14 protein-coding genes are annotated in these 16,696 nt (G+C 72.4%); all 14 read left to right on the top strand.

Annotation, left to right across the window (positions count from 1 at the left end; genetic code table 11):
- Nucleotides 1-20 precede the first annotated feature (20 nt).
- Nucleotides 21-1,559 (top strand): UDP-N-acetylmuramoyl-L-alanyl-D-glutamate--2,6-diaminopimelate ligase, encoded by a 1,539-nt coding sequence (locus tag BMW85_RS02045; protein ID WP_091076076.1) that lies wholly within the window; start codon nt 21-23, stop codon nt 1,557-1,559.
- Entirely contained in the window at nt 1,559-2,983 is a 1,425-nt protein-coding gene (locus BMW85_RS02040) for a UDP-N-acetylmuramoyl-tripeptide--D-alanyl-D-alanine ligase (RefSeq protein WP_091076074.1), read from the top strand. Before BMW85_RS02045 ends, BMW85_RS02040 begins: the two co-directional genes overlap by 1 nt.
- Nucleotides 2,980-4,038: a phospho-N-acetylmuramoyl-pentapeptide-transferase gene (gene mraY / locus BMW85_RS02035; protein ID WP_091076072.1), complete on the top strand. Its 1,059-nt coding sequence runs from the start codon at nt 2,980-2,982 to the stop codon at nt 4,036-4,038. Before BMW85_RS02040 ends, mraY begins: the two co-directional genes overlap by 4 nt.
- Complete coding sequence (gene murD / locus BMW85_RS02030) at nt 4,035-5,411, top strand: UDP-N-acetylmuramoyl-L-alanine--D-glutamate ligase (protein WP_091076068.1); 1,377 nt, start codon at nt 4,035-4,037, stop codon at nt 5,409-5,411. The genes mraY and murD overlap by 4 nt, the downstream gene beginning before the upstream one ends.
- Entirely contained in the window at nt 5,408-6,703 is a 1,296-nt protein-coding gene (ftsW, locus tag BMW85_RS02025) for a putative lipid II flippase FtsW (protein WP_091076065.1), read from the top strand. Before murD ends, ftsW begins: the two co-directional genes overlap by 4 nt.
- A gap of 12 nt (nt 6,704-6,715) precedes the next feature.
- Nucleotides 6,716-7,792 (top strand): undecaprenyldiphospho-muramoylpentapeptide beta-N-acetylglucosaminyltransferase, encoded by a 1,077-nt coding sequence (murG, locus tag BMW85_RS02020; RefSeq protein ID WP_091076062.1) that lies wholly within the window; start codon nt 6,716-6,718, stop codon nt 7,790-7,792.
- Nucleotides 7,789-9,189 (top strand): UDP-N-acetylmuramate--L-alanine ligase, encoded by a 1,401-nt coding sequence (murC, locus tag BMW85_RS02015; RefSeq protein WP_091076059.1) that lies wholly within the window; start codon nt 7,789-7,791, stop codon nt 9,187-9,189. Before murG ends, murC begins: the two co-directional genes overlap by 4 nt.
- A gap of 80 nt (nt 9,190-9,269) precedes the next feature.
- Nucleotides 9,270-9,935 carry a cell division protein FtsQ/DivIB gene (locus BMW85_RS02010; protein WP_091076056.1) on the top strand — a complete coding sequence of 222 codons (666 nt, stop codon included), beginning with the start codon at nt 9,270-9,272 and terminating at the stop codon, nt 9,933-9,935.
- 334 nt (nt 9,936-10,269) lie between these two features.
- The gene (ftsZ, locus tag BMW85_RS02005) at nt 10,270-11,685 is read left to right on the top strand and encodes a cell division protein FtsZ (protein WP_091076054.1); all 1,416 of its coding nucleotides are present in this window, start codon (nt 10,270-10,272) and stop codon (nt 11,683-11,685) included.
- Nucleotides 11,686-11,790: 105 nt separating this feature from the next.
- The gene (locus tag BMW85_RS02000; RefSeq protein ID WP_091076052.1) at nt 11,791-12,483 is read left to right on the top strand and encodes a YggS family pyridoxal phosphate-dependent enzyme; all 693 of its coding nucleotides are present in this window, start codon (nt 11,791-11,793) and stop codon (nt 12,481-12,483) included.
- Between the two features lie 142 nt (nt 12,484-12,625).
- Nucleotides 12,626-13,126, top strand: coding sequence for a cell division protein SepF (locus BMW85_RS01995; protein WP_091076051.1), 501 nt, complete (start codon nt 12,626-12,628; stop codon nt 13,124-13,126).
- An 80-nt stretch (nt 13,127-13,206) separates the two neighbouring features.
- Nucleotides 13,207-13,494, top strand: a complete 288-nt coding sequence (locus tag BMW85_RS01990; RefSeq protein WP_020545512.1) for a YggT family protein — start codon at nt 13,207-13,209, stop codon at nt 13,492-13,494.
- Between the two features lie 107 nt (nt 13,495-13,601).
- Nucleotides 13,602-14,474, top strand: coding sequence for a DivIVA domain-containing protein (locus BMW85_RS01985; RefSeq protein WP_091076048.1), 873 nt, complete (start codon nt 13,602-13,604; stop codon nt 14,472-14,474).
- A 41-nt stretch (nt 14,475-14,515) separates the two neighbouring features.
- The gene (locus BMW85_RS01980) at nt 14,516-16,618 is read left to right on the top strand and encodes a hypothetical protein (RefSeq protein ID WP_143082068.1); all 2,103 of its coding nucleotides are present in this window, start codon (nt 14,516-14,518) and stop codon (nt 16,616-16,618) included.
- The last annotated feature ends 78 nt before the right edge of the window (nt 16,619-16,696 follow it).

Genomic DNA, 16,696 nt, shown 5'->3' with positions numbered 1-16,696 from the left:
CCGTGCGTCCCCCGTCGTCTATGCGTCCCACGACCAATCCGCCCCGCCCGCTGACCGGGCTCGCGACCATGCTCGACGCCGGCTCCGGCACGTCGAGGTCGCCCCACGCCGCGCTGACCGGCGTCACCATCGACTCCCGCGACGTCCGGCGAGGTGATCTCTACGTCGCCCTGCCCGGCAGCCAGGTGCACGGCGCCACGTTCGCCGCGCAGGCGATGGCCGGTGGCGCGGTGGCGATCCTGACCGATCCCGCCGGGCGCGAGGCCGCCGCGGCCACCGGGCTGCCGGTGCTGATCGTGCCGGACCCGCGCGCGCTGCTCGGGCAGATCTCCTCCTGGGTCTACGGCCAGCCGGCCCACGACATCCAGGTCCTCGGCGTGACCGGCACCAGCGGCAAGTCCACCACCACGTTCATGCTGGAGGCGGGCCTGCGGGCGGCCGGGCACACGACGGGCCTGGTGGGCGGCGTCGAGATCCGCGCGGGCGAGCTGTGCTTCCAGCCGACGCTGACCACGCCGGAGGCCACGACGCTGCACGGACTGTTCGCCCTCATGCGCGAGCGGTCCGTCACCGCGGCCGCCATGGAGGTCTCCAGTCACGCGCTCGCCCTCGGCCGGATCGACGGCGTCTACTACGACGTGGCGCTGTTCACCAACCTGTCCCAGGACCACCTCGACTTCCACAAGGACTTCGAGGACTACTTCGCCGCCAAGACGCGGCTGTTCCAGCCGGAGCTGAGCCGGGCGGGGGTCACCAACCTCGACGACCGTCACGGCCGCGAGCTGCTGCACCGGGCCAAGGTGCCGATGACCACGTTCTCGGCGGAGGGCGACCCCGAGGCCGACTGGCGGGCGCTGGACGTCCGCCTGGGCGCCGACGGCAGCGCCTTCCGGGTGACCGGTCCCGGCGGCGTGGAGGCCGACGCGCGGATCGCCCTGCCGGGGCCGTTCAACGTCGCCAACGCGCTCGGCGCCATCGTCACCCTGGTCGAGGCCGGGGTGCCGCTGCAGACCGCGGTGCACGGCGTCGGCACGCTCGCCGGGGTCCCCGGGCGCATGCAGCGCGTCACGAGCGCCGAGGACGACTTCCAGGCGATCGTCGACTACTCGCACAAACCGGGCGCGGTGGAGTCGGTGCTGCGCTCGCTGCGTACGGTCACCGCCGGCCGGCTGGTCATCGTCCTCGGCTGCGGCGGCGACCGCGACACGGGCAAAAGGCCCATCATGGGCGAGATCTCCGCTGAGCTGGCGGATGTGGCCATTTTCACCAGCGACAATCCTCGTACCGAGGATCCGCTCGCCATTCTCTCGGCGATGATGGAGGGAGCGCTCCGCGTTCCGCAGCACGGCCGCGCTCATGTGATCATTGAGCCCGACCGCGCCGCAGCCATCGGCCTGGCGATCGCCAGGGCCGGGCGCGGCGACGTGATCGTCGTAGCGGGCAAGGGTCACGAGCAGGGCCAGTACGTCTCAGGCGAAGTGATCCCCTTCGACGACCGCGAGGCCGTCGCCGAGGCGATCCACGCACGCAAGGAAAGCACGGAAAGCAGGAAGCACTGATGATCCCGTTGCCGCTGGCCAGGATCGCCGAGATCACCTCCGGCACCCTGTCGGGCATGGCCGATCCCCGCGCCGTGGTGCGCGGGCCCGTCGTGATCGACTCGCGGGCCGTCGAACCGGGATCGTTGTTCGTCGCGTTCGCGGGCGCGCGCGTGGACGGCCACGACTTCGCCGCCCAGGCCGTCCGGGCCGGGGCCGTCGCCGTGCTGGCCACCAGGCCCGTCGACGCGCCCGCGGTGATCGTCGAGGACGCCGCCGCGGCCCTCGCCGTGCTGGCCTCCGCGCAGGTGGCCGCGCTGCCCCGCACCACCGTGATCGGCGTGACCGGCTCGGCAGGCAAGACCACCACCAAGGACCTCCTGGCCCGGCTCACGGCCAGGATGGGCCCGACCGTCGCGCCCGTCGGGAGCTTCAACAACGAGCTCGGCCACCCGCTGACCGTGCTGCGCGCCGACCAGGACACCCGGTTCATGGTGCTGGAGCTGGCCGCCCGCAACATCGGCCACATCAAGGAGCTGACCCGCATCGCGCCGCCGCGCATCGGCGTCGTGCTCAACGTCGGCACCGCCCACCTCGGCGTGTTCGGCGGCAAGGAGGCCATCGCCAAGGCCAAGGGCGAGCTGGTCGAGGCGCTGTCCGGTGAGGGCGTGGCGGTGCTCAACGCCGACGACCCCCTCGTCCGCGAGATGGCCTCGCGCACCGAGGCCAGGGTCACCTTCTACGGCCGGGGCGAGGACGCCGCGATCCGCGCCGACGACGTCACCATGGACGAGCGCGGGCGGGCCTCCTTCACCCTGCGCACCCCGTCCGGCGACGCGCCCGTCACGCTCCAGCTCTACGGCGGCCACTCGGTCGACAACGCGCTGGCCGCCGCGGCGGCGGCGTACGAGCTGGGGCTGCCCGTCGCCACCATCGCCGACGAGCTGTCGCAGGCCACGCCGGCCAGCCGCTGGCGGATGGAGGTCAGCGAGCGGGCCGACGGCGTCACCGTGATCAACGACGCCTACAACGCCAACCCCGACTCGATGCGGGCCGCGTTCGAGACGTTCGCCGTGCTCGGTCAGGGGCGGCGGCGCTTCGCCGTCATCGCGGCCCTGCGCGAGCTGGGCGAGGAGGCCACCGCGCTCAACCGCGAGCTGGGCGTCCTGGCCGGCGGCGCGGGCCTGACGGGCCTCGTCGTGGCCGGGCCCGACGCCGAGCCCGTCCTGGAGGGCGCCCACGAGGCCGCGAGGGCCGCGCAGGCGCCGCCGGGCGGCCCGCCGGGCGAGACCGCGACGCGCATCGTGCACGTCCCCGACGCCGCCGCGGCCGCCGCCGAGCTCGGCGGGTGGCTGCGGCCCGGCGACGCGGTGCTGATCAAGGGGCCGCGCGCCATGGGCCTGGAGCGTACGGCCGAACTGGTCCTCGGAGGTGCCCCCCAGTGACCAACATCATCATCGCCGGCGCGGTGGGCCTCATCCTCTCGATGCTGGGCACCCCGCTGGCGATCCGGCTCTTGACGCGGCGCGGCATCGGCCAGCAGGTCCGGGAGGAGGGCGTGCAGGCCCACCTCGGCAAGCGGGGCACCCCCACCATGGGCGGCATAGTGTTCGTCCTGGCCGCCCTGTTCGCCTACGGGGCCTCCCACCTGGCCACCCTCACGCCGCCGACCGTCTCGGGCACGCTGGTGCTGTTCCTGATGACGGGGCTCGGCGCGGTCGGGTTCCTCGACGACTTCATCAAGATCTACAAGCAGCGCAGCCTCGGCCTGCGCAGCGGCGCCAAGGCGCTCGGCCAGCTCGTCGTCGGCGCGGTCTTCGCCGTCCTCGTCGTCCGCCAGCCCAACGTCTACGGCATCACCCCCGCCGAGACCCGGGTGTCGTTCCTGCGCGACATCGGCCCCTCGATCGGCATCGTCGGGTTCACCATCTGGGTGCTCATCATGATCGTCGGGTTCTCCAACGCGGTGAACCTCACCGACGGCCTCGACGGCCTGGCGAGCGGCGCCTCCGGCGTGGTGCTGGCGGCGTACGTGCTGATCGGCAACTGGCAGCTCCGCAACAACTGCATCGACCAGCTCGGACCCAACTGCTACTGGGTACGCGACCCCCTCGACCTCGCCGTGGTCGCCGCGGCCGTGCTAGGCGCGCTCATAGGCTTCTTGTGGTGGAACGCCCCGCCCGCCCGCATCTTCATGGGCGACACCGGCTCACTCGCCCTCGGCGGCGTGCTGGCCGGCCTGGCCATCGCCACCCGCACCCAGCTCCTCCTCATCATCCTCGCCGGCCTGTGCGTGATCATCACCCTGTCCGTGATCATCCAGGTCGGGTTCTTCAAGATGACCGGCAAACGGGTCTTCCGCATGGCCCCGCTCCAGCACCACTTCGAGCTCAAGGGCTGGGCGGAGACCACGATCGTGGTCCGCTTCTGGCTCATCGCCATGCTCTGCGCCGCGCTCGGGCTCGGCCTGTTCTACGTCGAGTGGATGCCCAAGCCATGACCTTCACCTGCGTCGCCGGGCTCGGCGTCTCCGGCACCGCCGTGGCGCGGGCCCTCGCCGAGCGCGGCGAGCACGTCGTCGTCGTGGAGGCCGTCGAGGGGGAGCGCCAGCTCGCCGCCGCGGCCGAGCTGGCCGGGCTCGGCGTCGAGACCCGCTTCGGCGAGATGGCCCTGCCCGAGGGCGCCACGCGGCTCGTCACCACCGGCTGGGCGCCGCACCACCCGCTCGTCGCCGCCGCGCTGGAGGCGGGCGTGGAGGTCGTGGGGGAGGTCGAGCTGGCCTGGCGGCTGCGCCCGGCCCACGCCGCCCCGTGGCTCGCCCTGACCGGCACCAACGGCAAGACCACCGCCGTGCGCATGCTCACCTCGATCCTGCTCGCCGCCGGGCACAAGGCCCTGGCCGTGGGCAACGTGGGCCTGCCCGTGGTGCGGGCGGTCGCGGAGCCGTACGACGTGCTGGCCGTCGAGCTGTCCAGCTTCCAGCTCCACTGGTCGGCCACGCTGGCCCCGCACGCCGCGGCCATACTCAACGTCGCCCCCGACCACCTCGACTGGCACGGCTCCATGGAGGCGTACGCCGCCGCCAAGGGCCGCGTCTACGAGCGCGCAGGCACCGTGATCTACAACGCCGACGACCCCGAGGCGACCCGGCTGGCCGCGCCCTACCCGGGGGCCGTCGGGTTCACGCTGCGGGTGCCGAAGCGCGGGCAGCTCGGCGTCGTGGAGGACCTGCTGGTCGACCGGGCGTTCGTGGCCGACCCGGTGGAGGCGGCCGAGGAGCTCGCCACGCTGGGCGACATCCGCCCGCTCGCCCCGCACAACGTGGCCAACGCCCTGGCCGCGGCGGCCCTGGCCCGCGCGTTCGGCGTGCCGGGCGAGGCGGTCGCGCGGGGCCTTCGCGACTTCGTGCCCGACCCGCACCGGCTGGCGCTGGTCGACCAGGTCGGCGGCGTCGACTACGTGGACGACTCCAAGGCCACCAACCCGCACGCCGCCGCCGCGGCGCTGGCCTCCTACCCGTCGATCGTGTGGGTGGCGGGCGGCCAGCTCAAGGGGGCCGACGTGGACGACCTCGTCCGCCGGGCCGCACCTCGGCTGCGCGGCGCCGTGCTGCTCGGCGCCGACCGTGCCGAGATCGCCGAAGCCCTCGCGCGACACGCCCCGAATGTCCCCGTCGTGGACATCGCCGATCGGGACACTGGTGCGATGGAGAAAGTCGTCATCGCAGCCGCCCGCCTGGCCTCGCCGGGCGACACCGTGCTGCTCTCCCCGTCGGCGGCCTCACTCGACATGTACCCCGGCTACCCAGCGCGGGGCGAGGCCTTCGCGCGCGCCGTGCGCGGGCTGAAGGAGCGGGCCGAGGGAGCGGTGTGAGCGCGACCGTCGAGAAGGGCGCGCAACCCGCCCCCGCCTCTGCCTCCGCCGAGGGGCCGCAGGGCTGGGCCCGCGAGCAGCTCGCCACGCTGCGCGAGCTGCTCGGCAGGCCGCTCACCACCTACTACCTGATCATCATGTGCGGCGCGCTGCTGCTCGCGCTGGGTTTGATGATGGTGCTGTCGGCCTCCAGCGTCGAGGCGCTGCGCAAGACCGGCAGCCCGTTCTCGTGGTTCATCAAGCAGTCGCTGTCGGCCCTGGTCTCCGTGCCGGTCATGTACGCCTGCTCGCGCCTGCCGGTCAAGTTCTTCCGCTGGGCCGGCTACCCGCTGATGGCGTTGTCGATCATCTCGCTGGTGATGGTGCTGTTCATCGGCTCCGCGGAGCTGGGCGCGCAGCGCTGGATCTACGTCGGCTCGCTGACCATCCAGCCGTCGGAGCCCGCCAAGCTCGCGCTCGTGCTGTGGGGCGCCGACCTGCTGGCGCGGCGGGCGCGGCAGGGCCGCATCGAATGGCGGCAATTGCTGATCCCGCTGATGCCGGGCACCGCCATCCTGGTCGTGCTGGTCCTGCTGGGCAGCGACCTCGGCACCACGCTGGTGCTCTTCATGGTCTTCCTGTCCCTGCTGTGGGTGGTGGGCGCGCCGATCAAGCTGTTCGGCGGCATCATGTCGCTGGCCGTGCTGGCCGCGCTCATCATGATCAAGGTGGAGCCCTACCGGATGCGGCGCATCGGCGCCTTCCTCAACCCCTGGGCCGACGCCCAGGGCGCCGGCTACCAGGCCGTGCAGGGGCAGATCGCGATGGGCTCCGGCGGCTGGTTCGGGGTCGGGCTCGGCCAGAGCCGGCAGAAGTGGAGCTGGCTGCCGCACGGCGAGAGCGACTTCATCTTCGCCATCGTCGGCGAGGAGCTGGGGCTCATGGGCACGCTCCTGGTCGTCGCGCTGTTCGGGCTGCTCGGCTACGCGGGGCTGCGCGTCGCCGTACGCGTCAACGACCCCTTCATCCGGCTGGCCGCGGCCGCCATGGTCGCCTGGATCGTCGGGCAGGCCACCGTCAACATGGGCGCCGTACTCGGCGTCCTGCCCATCACCGGCATCCCCCTTCCGCTGGTCTCGTACGGCGGCTCGTCGCTGCTGCCCACGCTCGCCGCGCTCGGCATGCTGCTGTCGTTCGCCAAACATGAGCCGGGCGCGCGTGAGGCTCTGGCCGCTCGTGGCCCCGGACCCGGCGCGCGGGCCCTAAGCTGGCTTGGCCTGGGGGGTACGTCCAGAGGCCGAGCGACACGTTAGGGAGTGACCTTGATGAGGGTGGTCCTCGCCGGTGGGGGGACGGCCGGGCACATCGAGCCCGCGCTAGCCCTTGCGGACGCGCTGCGCCATCTCGATCCCGGCATCGGCATCACCTGCGTGGGCACCGAGCGCGGCCTGGAGACCCGGCTGGTGCCCGCCAGGGGCTACGAGCTGGAGCTGGTGCCCGCGGTCCCGCTGCCGCGCGCGATCACCCCGAGCCTGCTGACCGTCCCCGGCCGGCTGGCCGGGGCGATCAACGCGGTCGTGAACGTGCTCGAACGCGTCCAGGCCGACGTCCTGGTCGGCTTCGGCGGCTACGTCGCCACGCCCGCCTACCTGGCGGCCAAGCGGCGCGGCCTGCCGATCGTCGTCCACGAGGCCAACCCGCGCGCCGGGCTGGCCAACCGGCTCGGCGCGCGGCTCACCGAGCACGTCTTCACCGGCCACCCCGAGGCAGCGCTGCCCAAGGCCGACTACATCGGCACGCCGCTGCGCCGCGAGATCGTCTCGCTCGACCGGCTGTCCATGGGCGACAAGGCGCGCTCGTGGTTCGGTCTGGAGACCGACCGGCCCACGCTGCTGGTCTTCGGCGGCTCGCAGGGGGCCCGCTCGATCAACGAGGCCGCGCTGGCCGCCGCACCCGCGCTGCGCCGGGCCGGGGTGCAGGTGCTGCACGTGATCGGGCCGAAGAACCTCGTCGAGCACGAGCCGCCGCCCGGAGACCCTCAATACGTCCTGCTGCCCTACGTCGACCGCATGGACCTCGCCTACGCCGCCGCCGACGTGGCCCTGTGCCGCAGCGGCGCGCTCACCTGCGCGGAGCTGACCGCGGTGGGGCTGCCGGCCGCGTACGTCCCGCTGCCGCACGGCAACGGCGAGCAGGCGCTCAACGCCGAGCGCATCGTCCGCGGCGGTGGCGGGCTCATGGCCGACGACTCCGAGTTGTCGCCCGACTGGATCATCAGGAACGTGCTGCCGATGCTGCACGACCCCGAGCGCGTCGCCGCCATGTCGGAGGCCGCCGCCAGGCTCGGCCGTAAGGACGCAGATATCATCCTTGCCAGGAAAGTGTTGGAGATAGCCCGATGAGTCTCGTGAAGCTGGTCGATCCGGTCCGCGTCGAAGATCTGGGGCGGGTGCACTTCATCGGCATCGGCGGAGCGGGCATGTCCGGCATCGCGCGCATCCTGCTCAAGCGCGGCGTGCGCGTGTCGGGCAGCGACGCCCGCAGCTCCGAGCTGGTGGCCGAGCTGCGCGAGCTCGGCGCGTCCGTGCACATCGGCCACGCCGCCTCGCACATCAAGGACGTCGACACCGTCGTCGTCTCGACCGCCATCCGCGACTCCAACCCTGAGCTGGGCGAGGCGCTCAAGCAGGGGCTGCGCATCATCCCGCGGGCGGCCGCACTCGCCTCCGTGATGGCCGGGCGCACCGCCGTGGCCATCGCCGGCACCCACGGCAAGACCACCACGACCTCGATGCTGACGGTGGCGCTGCAGAAGTGCGGGGCCGATCCGTCCTACTGCGTGGGCGGCCAGCTCGTCACCACCGGGCTCGGCGCCGACGAGGGCGCCGGCACGGTGTTCGTGGCCGAGGCCGACGAGAGCGACGGCTCGTTCCTCATGCTGGCCCCCGACATCGCCGTGGTCACCAACGTCGAGGCCGACCACCTCGACAACTACGGCGACCCGCGGGCCGTGCACGACAGCTTCGCCCGCTTCGCCGACCGGGTCGGCTCGCTGCTGGTGATCTGCGCCGACGACCCGGGCTCGGCCGAGCTGGCGGGGCGGGCGCGCTCGCGCGGGCTGCGGGTGCGCACCTACGGCCTCGCCGAGGGCGCCGACTACCGCCTCTCCGGGGTCCGGCCCGACGGGTTCGGCACGGTCTTCGAGATCGAGGGGCGCGGCGACGTACGCCTGGCCGTCCCCGGGGCGCACAACGCGCTCAACGCCACCGCGGTGATCGCCGTGGCCGACGAGCTGGGATTGTCCTTCGAGGAGATCAGAGGGGGCCTGGGGGCCTTCACAGGGGCCAAGCGGCGCTTCGAGGCCAAAGGGGAGGCCGGGGGCGTCGCGGTGTTCGACAGCTACGCCCACCATCCGACCGAGCTGGCCGCCGACCTCCGGGCCGCCCGCGACGTCGTCGCCTCCTACTCGGGCGACGGGCGGGTCATCGCGGTCTTCCAGCCGCACCTCTACTCGCGGACCCGCTTCTTCGCCGACGAGTTCGGCGCGGCGCTGGGGCTTGCCGACGAGGCCATCGTGCTCGATGTCTACGGAGCCCGTGAGGACCCGGAGCCGGGCGTGTCGGGGGCGCTGGTGGCCTCGCGGGTGCCGCTGCCGGAGGGGCAGGTCTCGTACGCGCCGGACCGGGCCGCCGTGCCCGCGCTGGTGGCCGAGCGGGCCCGGCCGGGCGACATCGTCCTCACGATGGGCGCCGGCGACGTCACCGAACTGGGCCCCCAGATCGTCGCCCGGCTTTCCTGACCGCTCTCCGGGCGTGGCGCCGGGTTCCGGGCGGCGCGCGGGCGTAGGTTCGGTGCCGATATGCGTGATCTGGGAGGGCGATGAAGGCGCGGACGGCATTCCTGGTCCTGCTCACGGCGGGGGTGGTGGGCACGGCCGCGTGGCTGGTGTTCTTCTCGCCCGTGCTGGGCGTGCGTTCGGTGGAGATCGTGGGAAATATCACAGTCCCGCGCGAGCACATCGAGCGGCAGGCCGCGGTGGCCGACCTCCATCCTCTGGCCACTGTCGACCTGGCGGGCGTCCAGACGCGGGTGCTCGGCATCAGACAGCTCGCCAGCGCCAAGGTGGACCGGGTCTGGCCGGGCACGCTGCGGATCGAGGTCGTCGAGCGGGAGGCCGTGGCGGCCGTCCCCGCCGGCGACAAGGTCGCGATCGTGGACGGCCAGGGCGTGGTGATCGAGATCAGGCAGGAGGCGCCGCCCCTGCTGCCGGTGCTGCGGGTGGACAACCCCTCGGCCACCGACCCGGCGACGGTCGCCGCGCTCCAGGTCATCCAGGCCGTTCCCGGCGCGATCGCGCCGAAGGTCAGGCAGGTGCGCGCCGGCACGGCCGAGGGCGTCACGCTGGTGCTGTCCGACGGCCGTACGGTCGTCTGGGGCGGCCCCGACCGTTCCAAGGAGAAGGGCCGCATCCTGGCCTCGCTCCTCAGGCGCGAGAAGGCGAATGTCTACGACGTGAGCTCGCCCGACGTGGTCACCCTGAAGTGATCAAGAACGTCAGGGTCTGGCAACCCCGCGGCAACGGCATCGCCGAGCCTGTGCGAGGCAGGGGTCGCGGCGTGAGAGCCTAAAGTCTGGATCGGCCACGGGAGTGCCCGGACCAGGCACGACTTCGGAGCGAACCGGACAGCCCGCGACACGCCGGACGTGCTTGCGGCGCGGTTAGTTGACCCGCCCGGAGCGTAACTCCTACTGTCCGTATCAATCCTCAGGTTGACATAAATCTAAATCTCAACCTGAGGTTGAGAGTTACCCGAACTGACAAAAAGCGGAGACAATCCGCACCGAAATGGCAAGTCAACGAGCGGAAAGGCCCCTCGTCGTGGCAGCACCGCAGAACTACCTCGCGGTCATCAAGGTCGTCGGCATCGGCGGCGGCGGAGTCAACGCCGTCAACCGGATGATCGAGGAGGGACTCAAGGGCGTCGAGTTCATCGCCATCAACACCGACGCCCAGGCGCTGCTGATGAGTGACGCCGACGTGAAACTCGACGTGGGCCGCGAGCTCACGCGCGGACTGGGCGCGGGCGCCAACCCCGACGTCGGGCGCAAGGCCGCCGAGGACCACCGCGAGGAGATCGAGGAGGTCCTCAAGGGGGCCGACATGGTCTTCGTCACGGCGGGCGAGGGCGGCGGCACCGGCACCGGCGGCGCCCCCGTGGTGGCCAACATCGCCAGGTCGCTCGGCGCACTCACCATCGGCGTCGTCACCAGGCCGTTCAGCTTCGAGGGACGCCGCAGGGCCATGCAGGCCGAGGCGGGCATCGAGACGCTGCGCGACGAGGTCGACACGCTGATCGTCATCCCCAACGACCGGCTCCTGTCGATCTCCGACCGGCAGGTCAGCGTCCTGGACGCGTTCAAGGCGGCCGACCAGGTGCTGCTGTCCGGTGTCCAAGGCATCACCGACCTCATCACCACCCCCGGCCTGATCAACCTGGACTTCGCCGACGTCAAGTCGGTCATGTCCGGCGCCGGCTCGGCCCTCATGGGCATCGGCCACGCCCGCGGCGACGACCGCTCAGTGGCCGCCGCCGAGATGGCCGTCTCCAGCCCGCTGCTGGAGGCCAGCATCGACGGCGCCCACGGCGTGCTGCTGTCCATCGCGGGCGGCTCCGACCTCGGCCTGTTCGAGATCAACGAGGCCGCCCAGCTCGTGTCGATGGCCGCGGCGCCCGACGCCAACATCATCTTCGGCACGGTCATCGACGACGCCCTCGGCGACGAGGTGCGCGTGACGGTGATCGCGGCCGGCTTCGACGACGTGCCGGGACCGGCGGTCAAGGAGGTGCCGCGGCCGGCCGGCCGCGCCGCCGCCACGCCGCCGCCCGCGCCCCCGGTGTCCTCGCCGGTGCGGCCCACCGTGTCGTCGCCCAGCGTCAAGTCCGAGCCGCCCACGCTGCGCCCCGAGCCGCGTCCGGAGCCGCGCGCGGACTTCCGTACGGAGACCCGCCCCGAGCCGCGTCCCGAGCCGCGCCCCGAGCCGCGGCAGGAGTTCAGGCCGGAGCCGCGGCCCGAGCCGGTGCGCCCGGTGGAGCCGGTGCAGGCCGTCGCCGAGCCGGCCGGGGAGCCGCCCGCCGACGAGCCGTCCGGGCCCGTCTCCATCCCGCGGCCCACGCCCGAGCCCGCCAACCCGCCCACGCCCATCACCTCCCGCATGCAGGAGCCGGCCAAACGTCCCCGGGTGATCTTCGAGGAGCAGGAAGAGGAGCTCGACGTTCCCGACTTCCTCAAGTAGCACGGGCGCCCCACGCCGCTCCCCGGGGAGACGGGAGCGGCGCCGTCATGTGCGCGACAGGTCCGGGCGCGACGACCCGGTACGAAGACACGCAGGGAGACTCAGGTGAGAAGGGACGAGATCGCGGCCGGCCTCGCCCAGGTCGACGAGCGCATCGCGGCGGCCTGCCGCGCGGTGGGCCGCGACCGGGGTGAGGTCACGCTGATCGCCGTCACCAAGACCCGCCCGGCCGAGGACGTCAGGATCCTCGCCGAGCTGGGCGTGCGCGACGTCGGCGAGAACCGCGACCAGGAGGCCGCCCCCAAGGCGGCCGAGCTGGCCGGGCTCCCGCTGACCTGGCACTTCGTGGGGCAGCTGCAGACCAACAAGGTCCGCTCCGTCGTCGCCTACGCCGACGTGATCCAATCCGTGGACCGCGTACGTCTGGTGGAGGCGATCAGCCGCGAGGCGGTCCGCCAGGGACGCAACGTCGGCTGTCTCATCCAGGTCGCCCTCGACGACGACCCGGCCAGGGGCGGCGCCCGCCCCGCGGACGTGCCGGAGCTCGCCGACGAGGTGGCGCTGGCCGAGGGCGTGTGGCTCGGCGGCGTCATGGCGGTGGCGCCGCTGGGGGAGGAGCCGGCCAAGGCGTTCGCCCGGCTGCGCGAGGTGGCCACGCTGGTGCAGGAGCAGCATCCCCGCGCCACGATCGTCTCCGCCGGGATGAGCGGCGACCTCGCCGAGGCCGTCGCCCACGGGGCGACACACGTGCGCGTCGGTACGGCGTTGCTCGGTCGTCGCAAGCCCTTCGTCAGGTAATGTCCCCTCAAGTGGGTCTTCAGGCCCATGATCAGGTAGAGGTCGAGCCGGTGGAGGGTCTGAGACGGGTCACGGATACCGCCTCGGCGCCGGGACACCGGGCCCGAGCGAGGGCGACCATGAGCAGGAGGACGACGTAGCGATGGCCGGCGCGATGCGCAAGATGGCGGTCTACCTCGGTCTCGTGGAGGACGACCGCTACGAGAGGTATGAGACCTACCAGGACGATTACGCCTACGAGGACGAGGCACAGCGGACCGGCGAGGAGCGGCCCGTTGCGGTCCAGGACCGCGACGACGAGCCCGACGCCCCGGTGCCCGCGCCCAGGCCCTCCACGGCGATCCTGGAGCGCCGCACGACCGATCTGGCCCGCATCACCACGCTCCATCCGCGCACGTACAACGAGGCGCGCACCATCGGCGAGCACTTTCGCGACGGCACCCCGGTCATCATGAACCTGACCGAAATGGTTGACAGCGACGCCAAACGGCTGGTCGATTTCGCGGCAGGTCTGGTCTTTGGCCTACACGGAAGCATTGAACGTGTTACCAACAAGGTGTTCCTGTTGTCCCCTGCCAATGTCGAGGTGACCGCCGAGGACAAGGCTCGAATCGCGGAACGCGGGTTCTTCAATCAGAGTTAGAGTCTCTGTATGTCCAACCCACCCCACCCGGTCTCGGCGAGACGGGGAGGGCTCATCAGAAGTGGAGGCTCGGCCGGGCCGTGGCGATCGTAGGTCAGATCTTGGTCGTAGTCCTGTCTCTCTACTTGGTGCTGCTCATCGGCAGAATGATCTTCGAGACCGTGCAGGCCTTCGCCAGACACTGGCGGCCGACCGGGCTCGTGCTGGTGCTGGCAGAGGCCACGTACACCGCGACGGATCCACCTCTGAAGTTCCTCCGCCGTTTCATTCCCCCGCTCCGGTTGGGTACGGTGGCCTTTGACCTAAGCTTCACCGTCCTCTTCATCGTGGTCCTGATCTTGATCCAGCTCGCGGGGCTGCTGCGGTGAGCGGGACCGGTGCCGCGCAGGTCGTGTTCCAACTCGTGTCCGCGCTGAAGTGATTCGGGTTACCGTCCCTCCGGACAGACTCCAAGCGCGCCAAGGAGACCAAAAAGATGCCGCTGACGCCCGCTGATGTGCGGAACAAGCAGTTCAGTACCACCCGGTTGCGGCCGGGCTACGACGAGGAAGAGGTCGACGCCTTCCTCGACGAGGTGGAGGCTGAGCTTGACCGCCTGATCCAAGAGAACGAGGAGCTCCGCGCCAAGCTGGCCGAGTGCCTGCGTGGGAAGGTGCCGGGCGGCATGAGCATGCCCATGGCCTCCGCCCCGGTCCAGGAGCAGCCCAAGCCCGAGATGATGGCGCCGCCGCAGCCGGAGCCCATGCGGGCCCCCGAGCCGCCGCCGGTGCAGCAGCAGCCGGTCCCCGTTGCCATGAACATGCCTCCCGCCGAGGACAACATGGACACCGCGGCCCGCGTGCTCGCCCTCGCCCAGCAGACCGCCGACCAGGCGATCGCCGACGCCCGCCGCGAGGCGGACGAGACCGTCACCCGCGCCCGCCGCGAGGCCGACGAGATCCTCACCAAGGCCCGCCGCCAGGCCGAGCAGGTCATCGGCGACGCCCGCGCCCGCGCCGAGACCCTGGAGCGCGACGCGCAGGAGCGCCACCGCCAGGCCATGGGCTCGCTCGTGCAGACCCGCGACGAGCTGGAGCGCAAGGTCGAGGAGCTGCGCAGCTTCGAGCGCGAATACCGCAGCAGGCTCAAGCTCTACCTGGAGAACCAGCTCGCCGAGCTCAACGTCTCGGCCGAGGGCAGCGGAGGGTTCCCGGTCATGTCCGGTGGTCCCGGCGGTCAGGCTCCGGCCATGCACGCCGTGCCGCAGGGTGGCCAGCCGCCGCTTCCCGGCAACCCCAACCCCTTCGGCGGAGAGGCTCCTCAGGGTGCTTTTCCCGGCGGTGACGGTCCCCACAACGACCGCCGGTAAAGTAACGGGTCACTAGGACCTGTCACTCGAAAGAGCCCTCTGTGATCCTTATCAGTGCTGGTTTGGTGCTCGCGGCGGTCGTGTTGCTGATCGCGGGCTTCGTACTGGCGAAGCCGTTCCTGATCATGTGGTCCATCGTGGTCAGCGTGCTGTCCGCGCTGTTCCTGGTGATCGGGGCGTTCCTGCGGAGACACGAGCTGTTCCCCGGTGGTGGGCGGGCCGCCGCACCGGCCACCCCCCCTCCCGCGGGGCTCATGCCGCCTCCTGGCTCGCCGTACAACCAGACCGGTCCTGTGGCTCACCAGCCCTCGCCCCCCCCGCGCCCGCAGCCGCAGCCGCCGCAGCGGACGGTGACCGTTCCGGCCACCGGTCCGCGCCGCCCCCCGGCCGGCGGTGTCGCACCGGACGCGATCGTGCTGGTGATCCCCGGCCGCAAGCGCTACCACGTGGCCGGCTGTCGGCAGCTCGCCGGCCGGGAGCACGAGGAGCTCACCTACGAGGAGGCACGCGAGGAGGGCTTCACGCCCTGCACGGCGTGCCTGCCCGACGCAGCGCTCGGCGGACGGCAGCTGCCGCCTGCCGCCGATCCCGAGTCCGCCGCCCCCGGCTCCGCGCTCGCCGCGGAGAGCCGGGTGGAGTCGCCCACGGAACCCCGCATCCCGCGCCCGCCGTCCACCCCGCGCCCAGGCCCGCAACCGGCCAGCGGCCCGCAACCGGTCACGGGCGCACGCCCGACCGCTGATGCGCAGCCCGCCACCGGCCCGCAGTCGGCCACAGGTCCACGGTCGGCCAGCGGCGCGCAACCGTCTTCCGGCCCGCAGTCGCCCACAGGCTCGCAGTCGCCCACAGGCGCGAAGCCGGGCGCCCGTTCGCAGTCGCCCAGCGGCCCGCACGCGGTCACCGGCCCGAGGCCCGCCGAAGGCGGCAGGCCCGGCGACGCGCCGCAATCCGGCACCGGACCGGCCGCCCGCCAGGAGCCCGCCGCCGGAGCAGAGCCCGAGGGGCCGAAGCCCGGGGACAGGCCGGAGCAGGCCGCCACCCGCGAGGAAGGCGCCGCCGGATGGTTCGGCAGGCCGGCCGCCGCATCGGCAGGCCAGACCGCGACCAAGGGCGGCCCGTCCGACCAAGGAGCCGGGTCAGAGGACGAGCAGGGGGAGACCCAGACCTCCATCTTCCGGCCGCCGCCCTATGCGAGCCGGCCCCAGCCCACGCCGCCCGGCAAGGGCTCCCGCTCCGAGGACGAGCCCACCCCGCGCCCCGCCGAGGGCAAGAAGCCCGGCACCGCGCCTGCTTCCGGTACGGGAGCGGCATCCGAGACGGCATCCGAGGCCGCCGGCAAGCCCGGCAAGTCCGCCGAGACGCCCGGGAAGTCCGCGACGTCCGGCAAGTCCGCCGAGACGTCCGGCAAGCCCGTCAGCACGTCCGGGAAGTCTGCTGAGACGTCCGGGAAGTCCATCAGCACGTCCGGGAAGTCTGCTGAGACGTCCGGTAAGTCCGCGACGTCTGGCAAACCCGTCGCGACGTCTGGCAAGTCCGCGACTTCAGGCAAGTCCGGTGAGCCCGGCGCTGGTGGGTCCGCCGTCGCCTCTGGCAAGTCCGCGACCACGTCCGGTGAATCCACCACGCCGCCCAAGCCCGCCACCACGTCAGGCGGTGCTTCTGGTGAGGGCCGTGGTGGCTCGTCCGGAGGCGGGAGCGTGGCGCCGCCCGAGGGTGACGCCGAACGCACCGACCCCTCGCTGCGCCTCCCGGGCCGGTCCGGCGCCGCCGAGCCGGGTCAGTCCGCGTCCACCGACGACGAGGACGACGATTCGGGGCCGTCCACGGCGCCGCAGCCGCGGATCACGGTCGCCCCGAAGGAGCGGGCGCAGGAGTCTTCCGCCGCCTCCCGGACCACGGTGTTCCCCGTCGCGGGGCAGGAAGGGTCCGAGAGCGGTGAGAAGCCGTCGGGGCCGAAGCGGCCGGACCAGGGCGCCAGCACGGTGAAGGTCATCGTCGGCACGCGCCGCTACCACGGCGCCGACTGCCCGTTGATCAAGGGCGCTGGGGACAGCGGCGTCGAGACGATGACGGTCACCGAGGCGAAGGCCGCCGGGCTGACGATCTGCCCGATCTGCCGGCACGACCGCGAATCGGTCTCCTGACCCCGAGCGCACGCCCTCGGCACAGACAGACGAACGCCCCCGGTCATCACACGACCGGGGGCGTTCGCCGTACCGTAC

It is taken from the genome of Nonomuraea wenchangensis (genome assembly GCF_900111685.1).
Lineage (GTDB): Bacteria > Actinomycetota > Actinomycetes > Streptosporangiales > Streptosporangiaceae > Nonomuraea > Nonomuraea wenchangensis.
The sequence above is the reverse complement of the archived record's forward strand: the minus strand, read 5'-3'. Positions and strand labels throughout refer to the sequence as shown.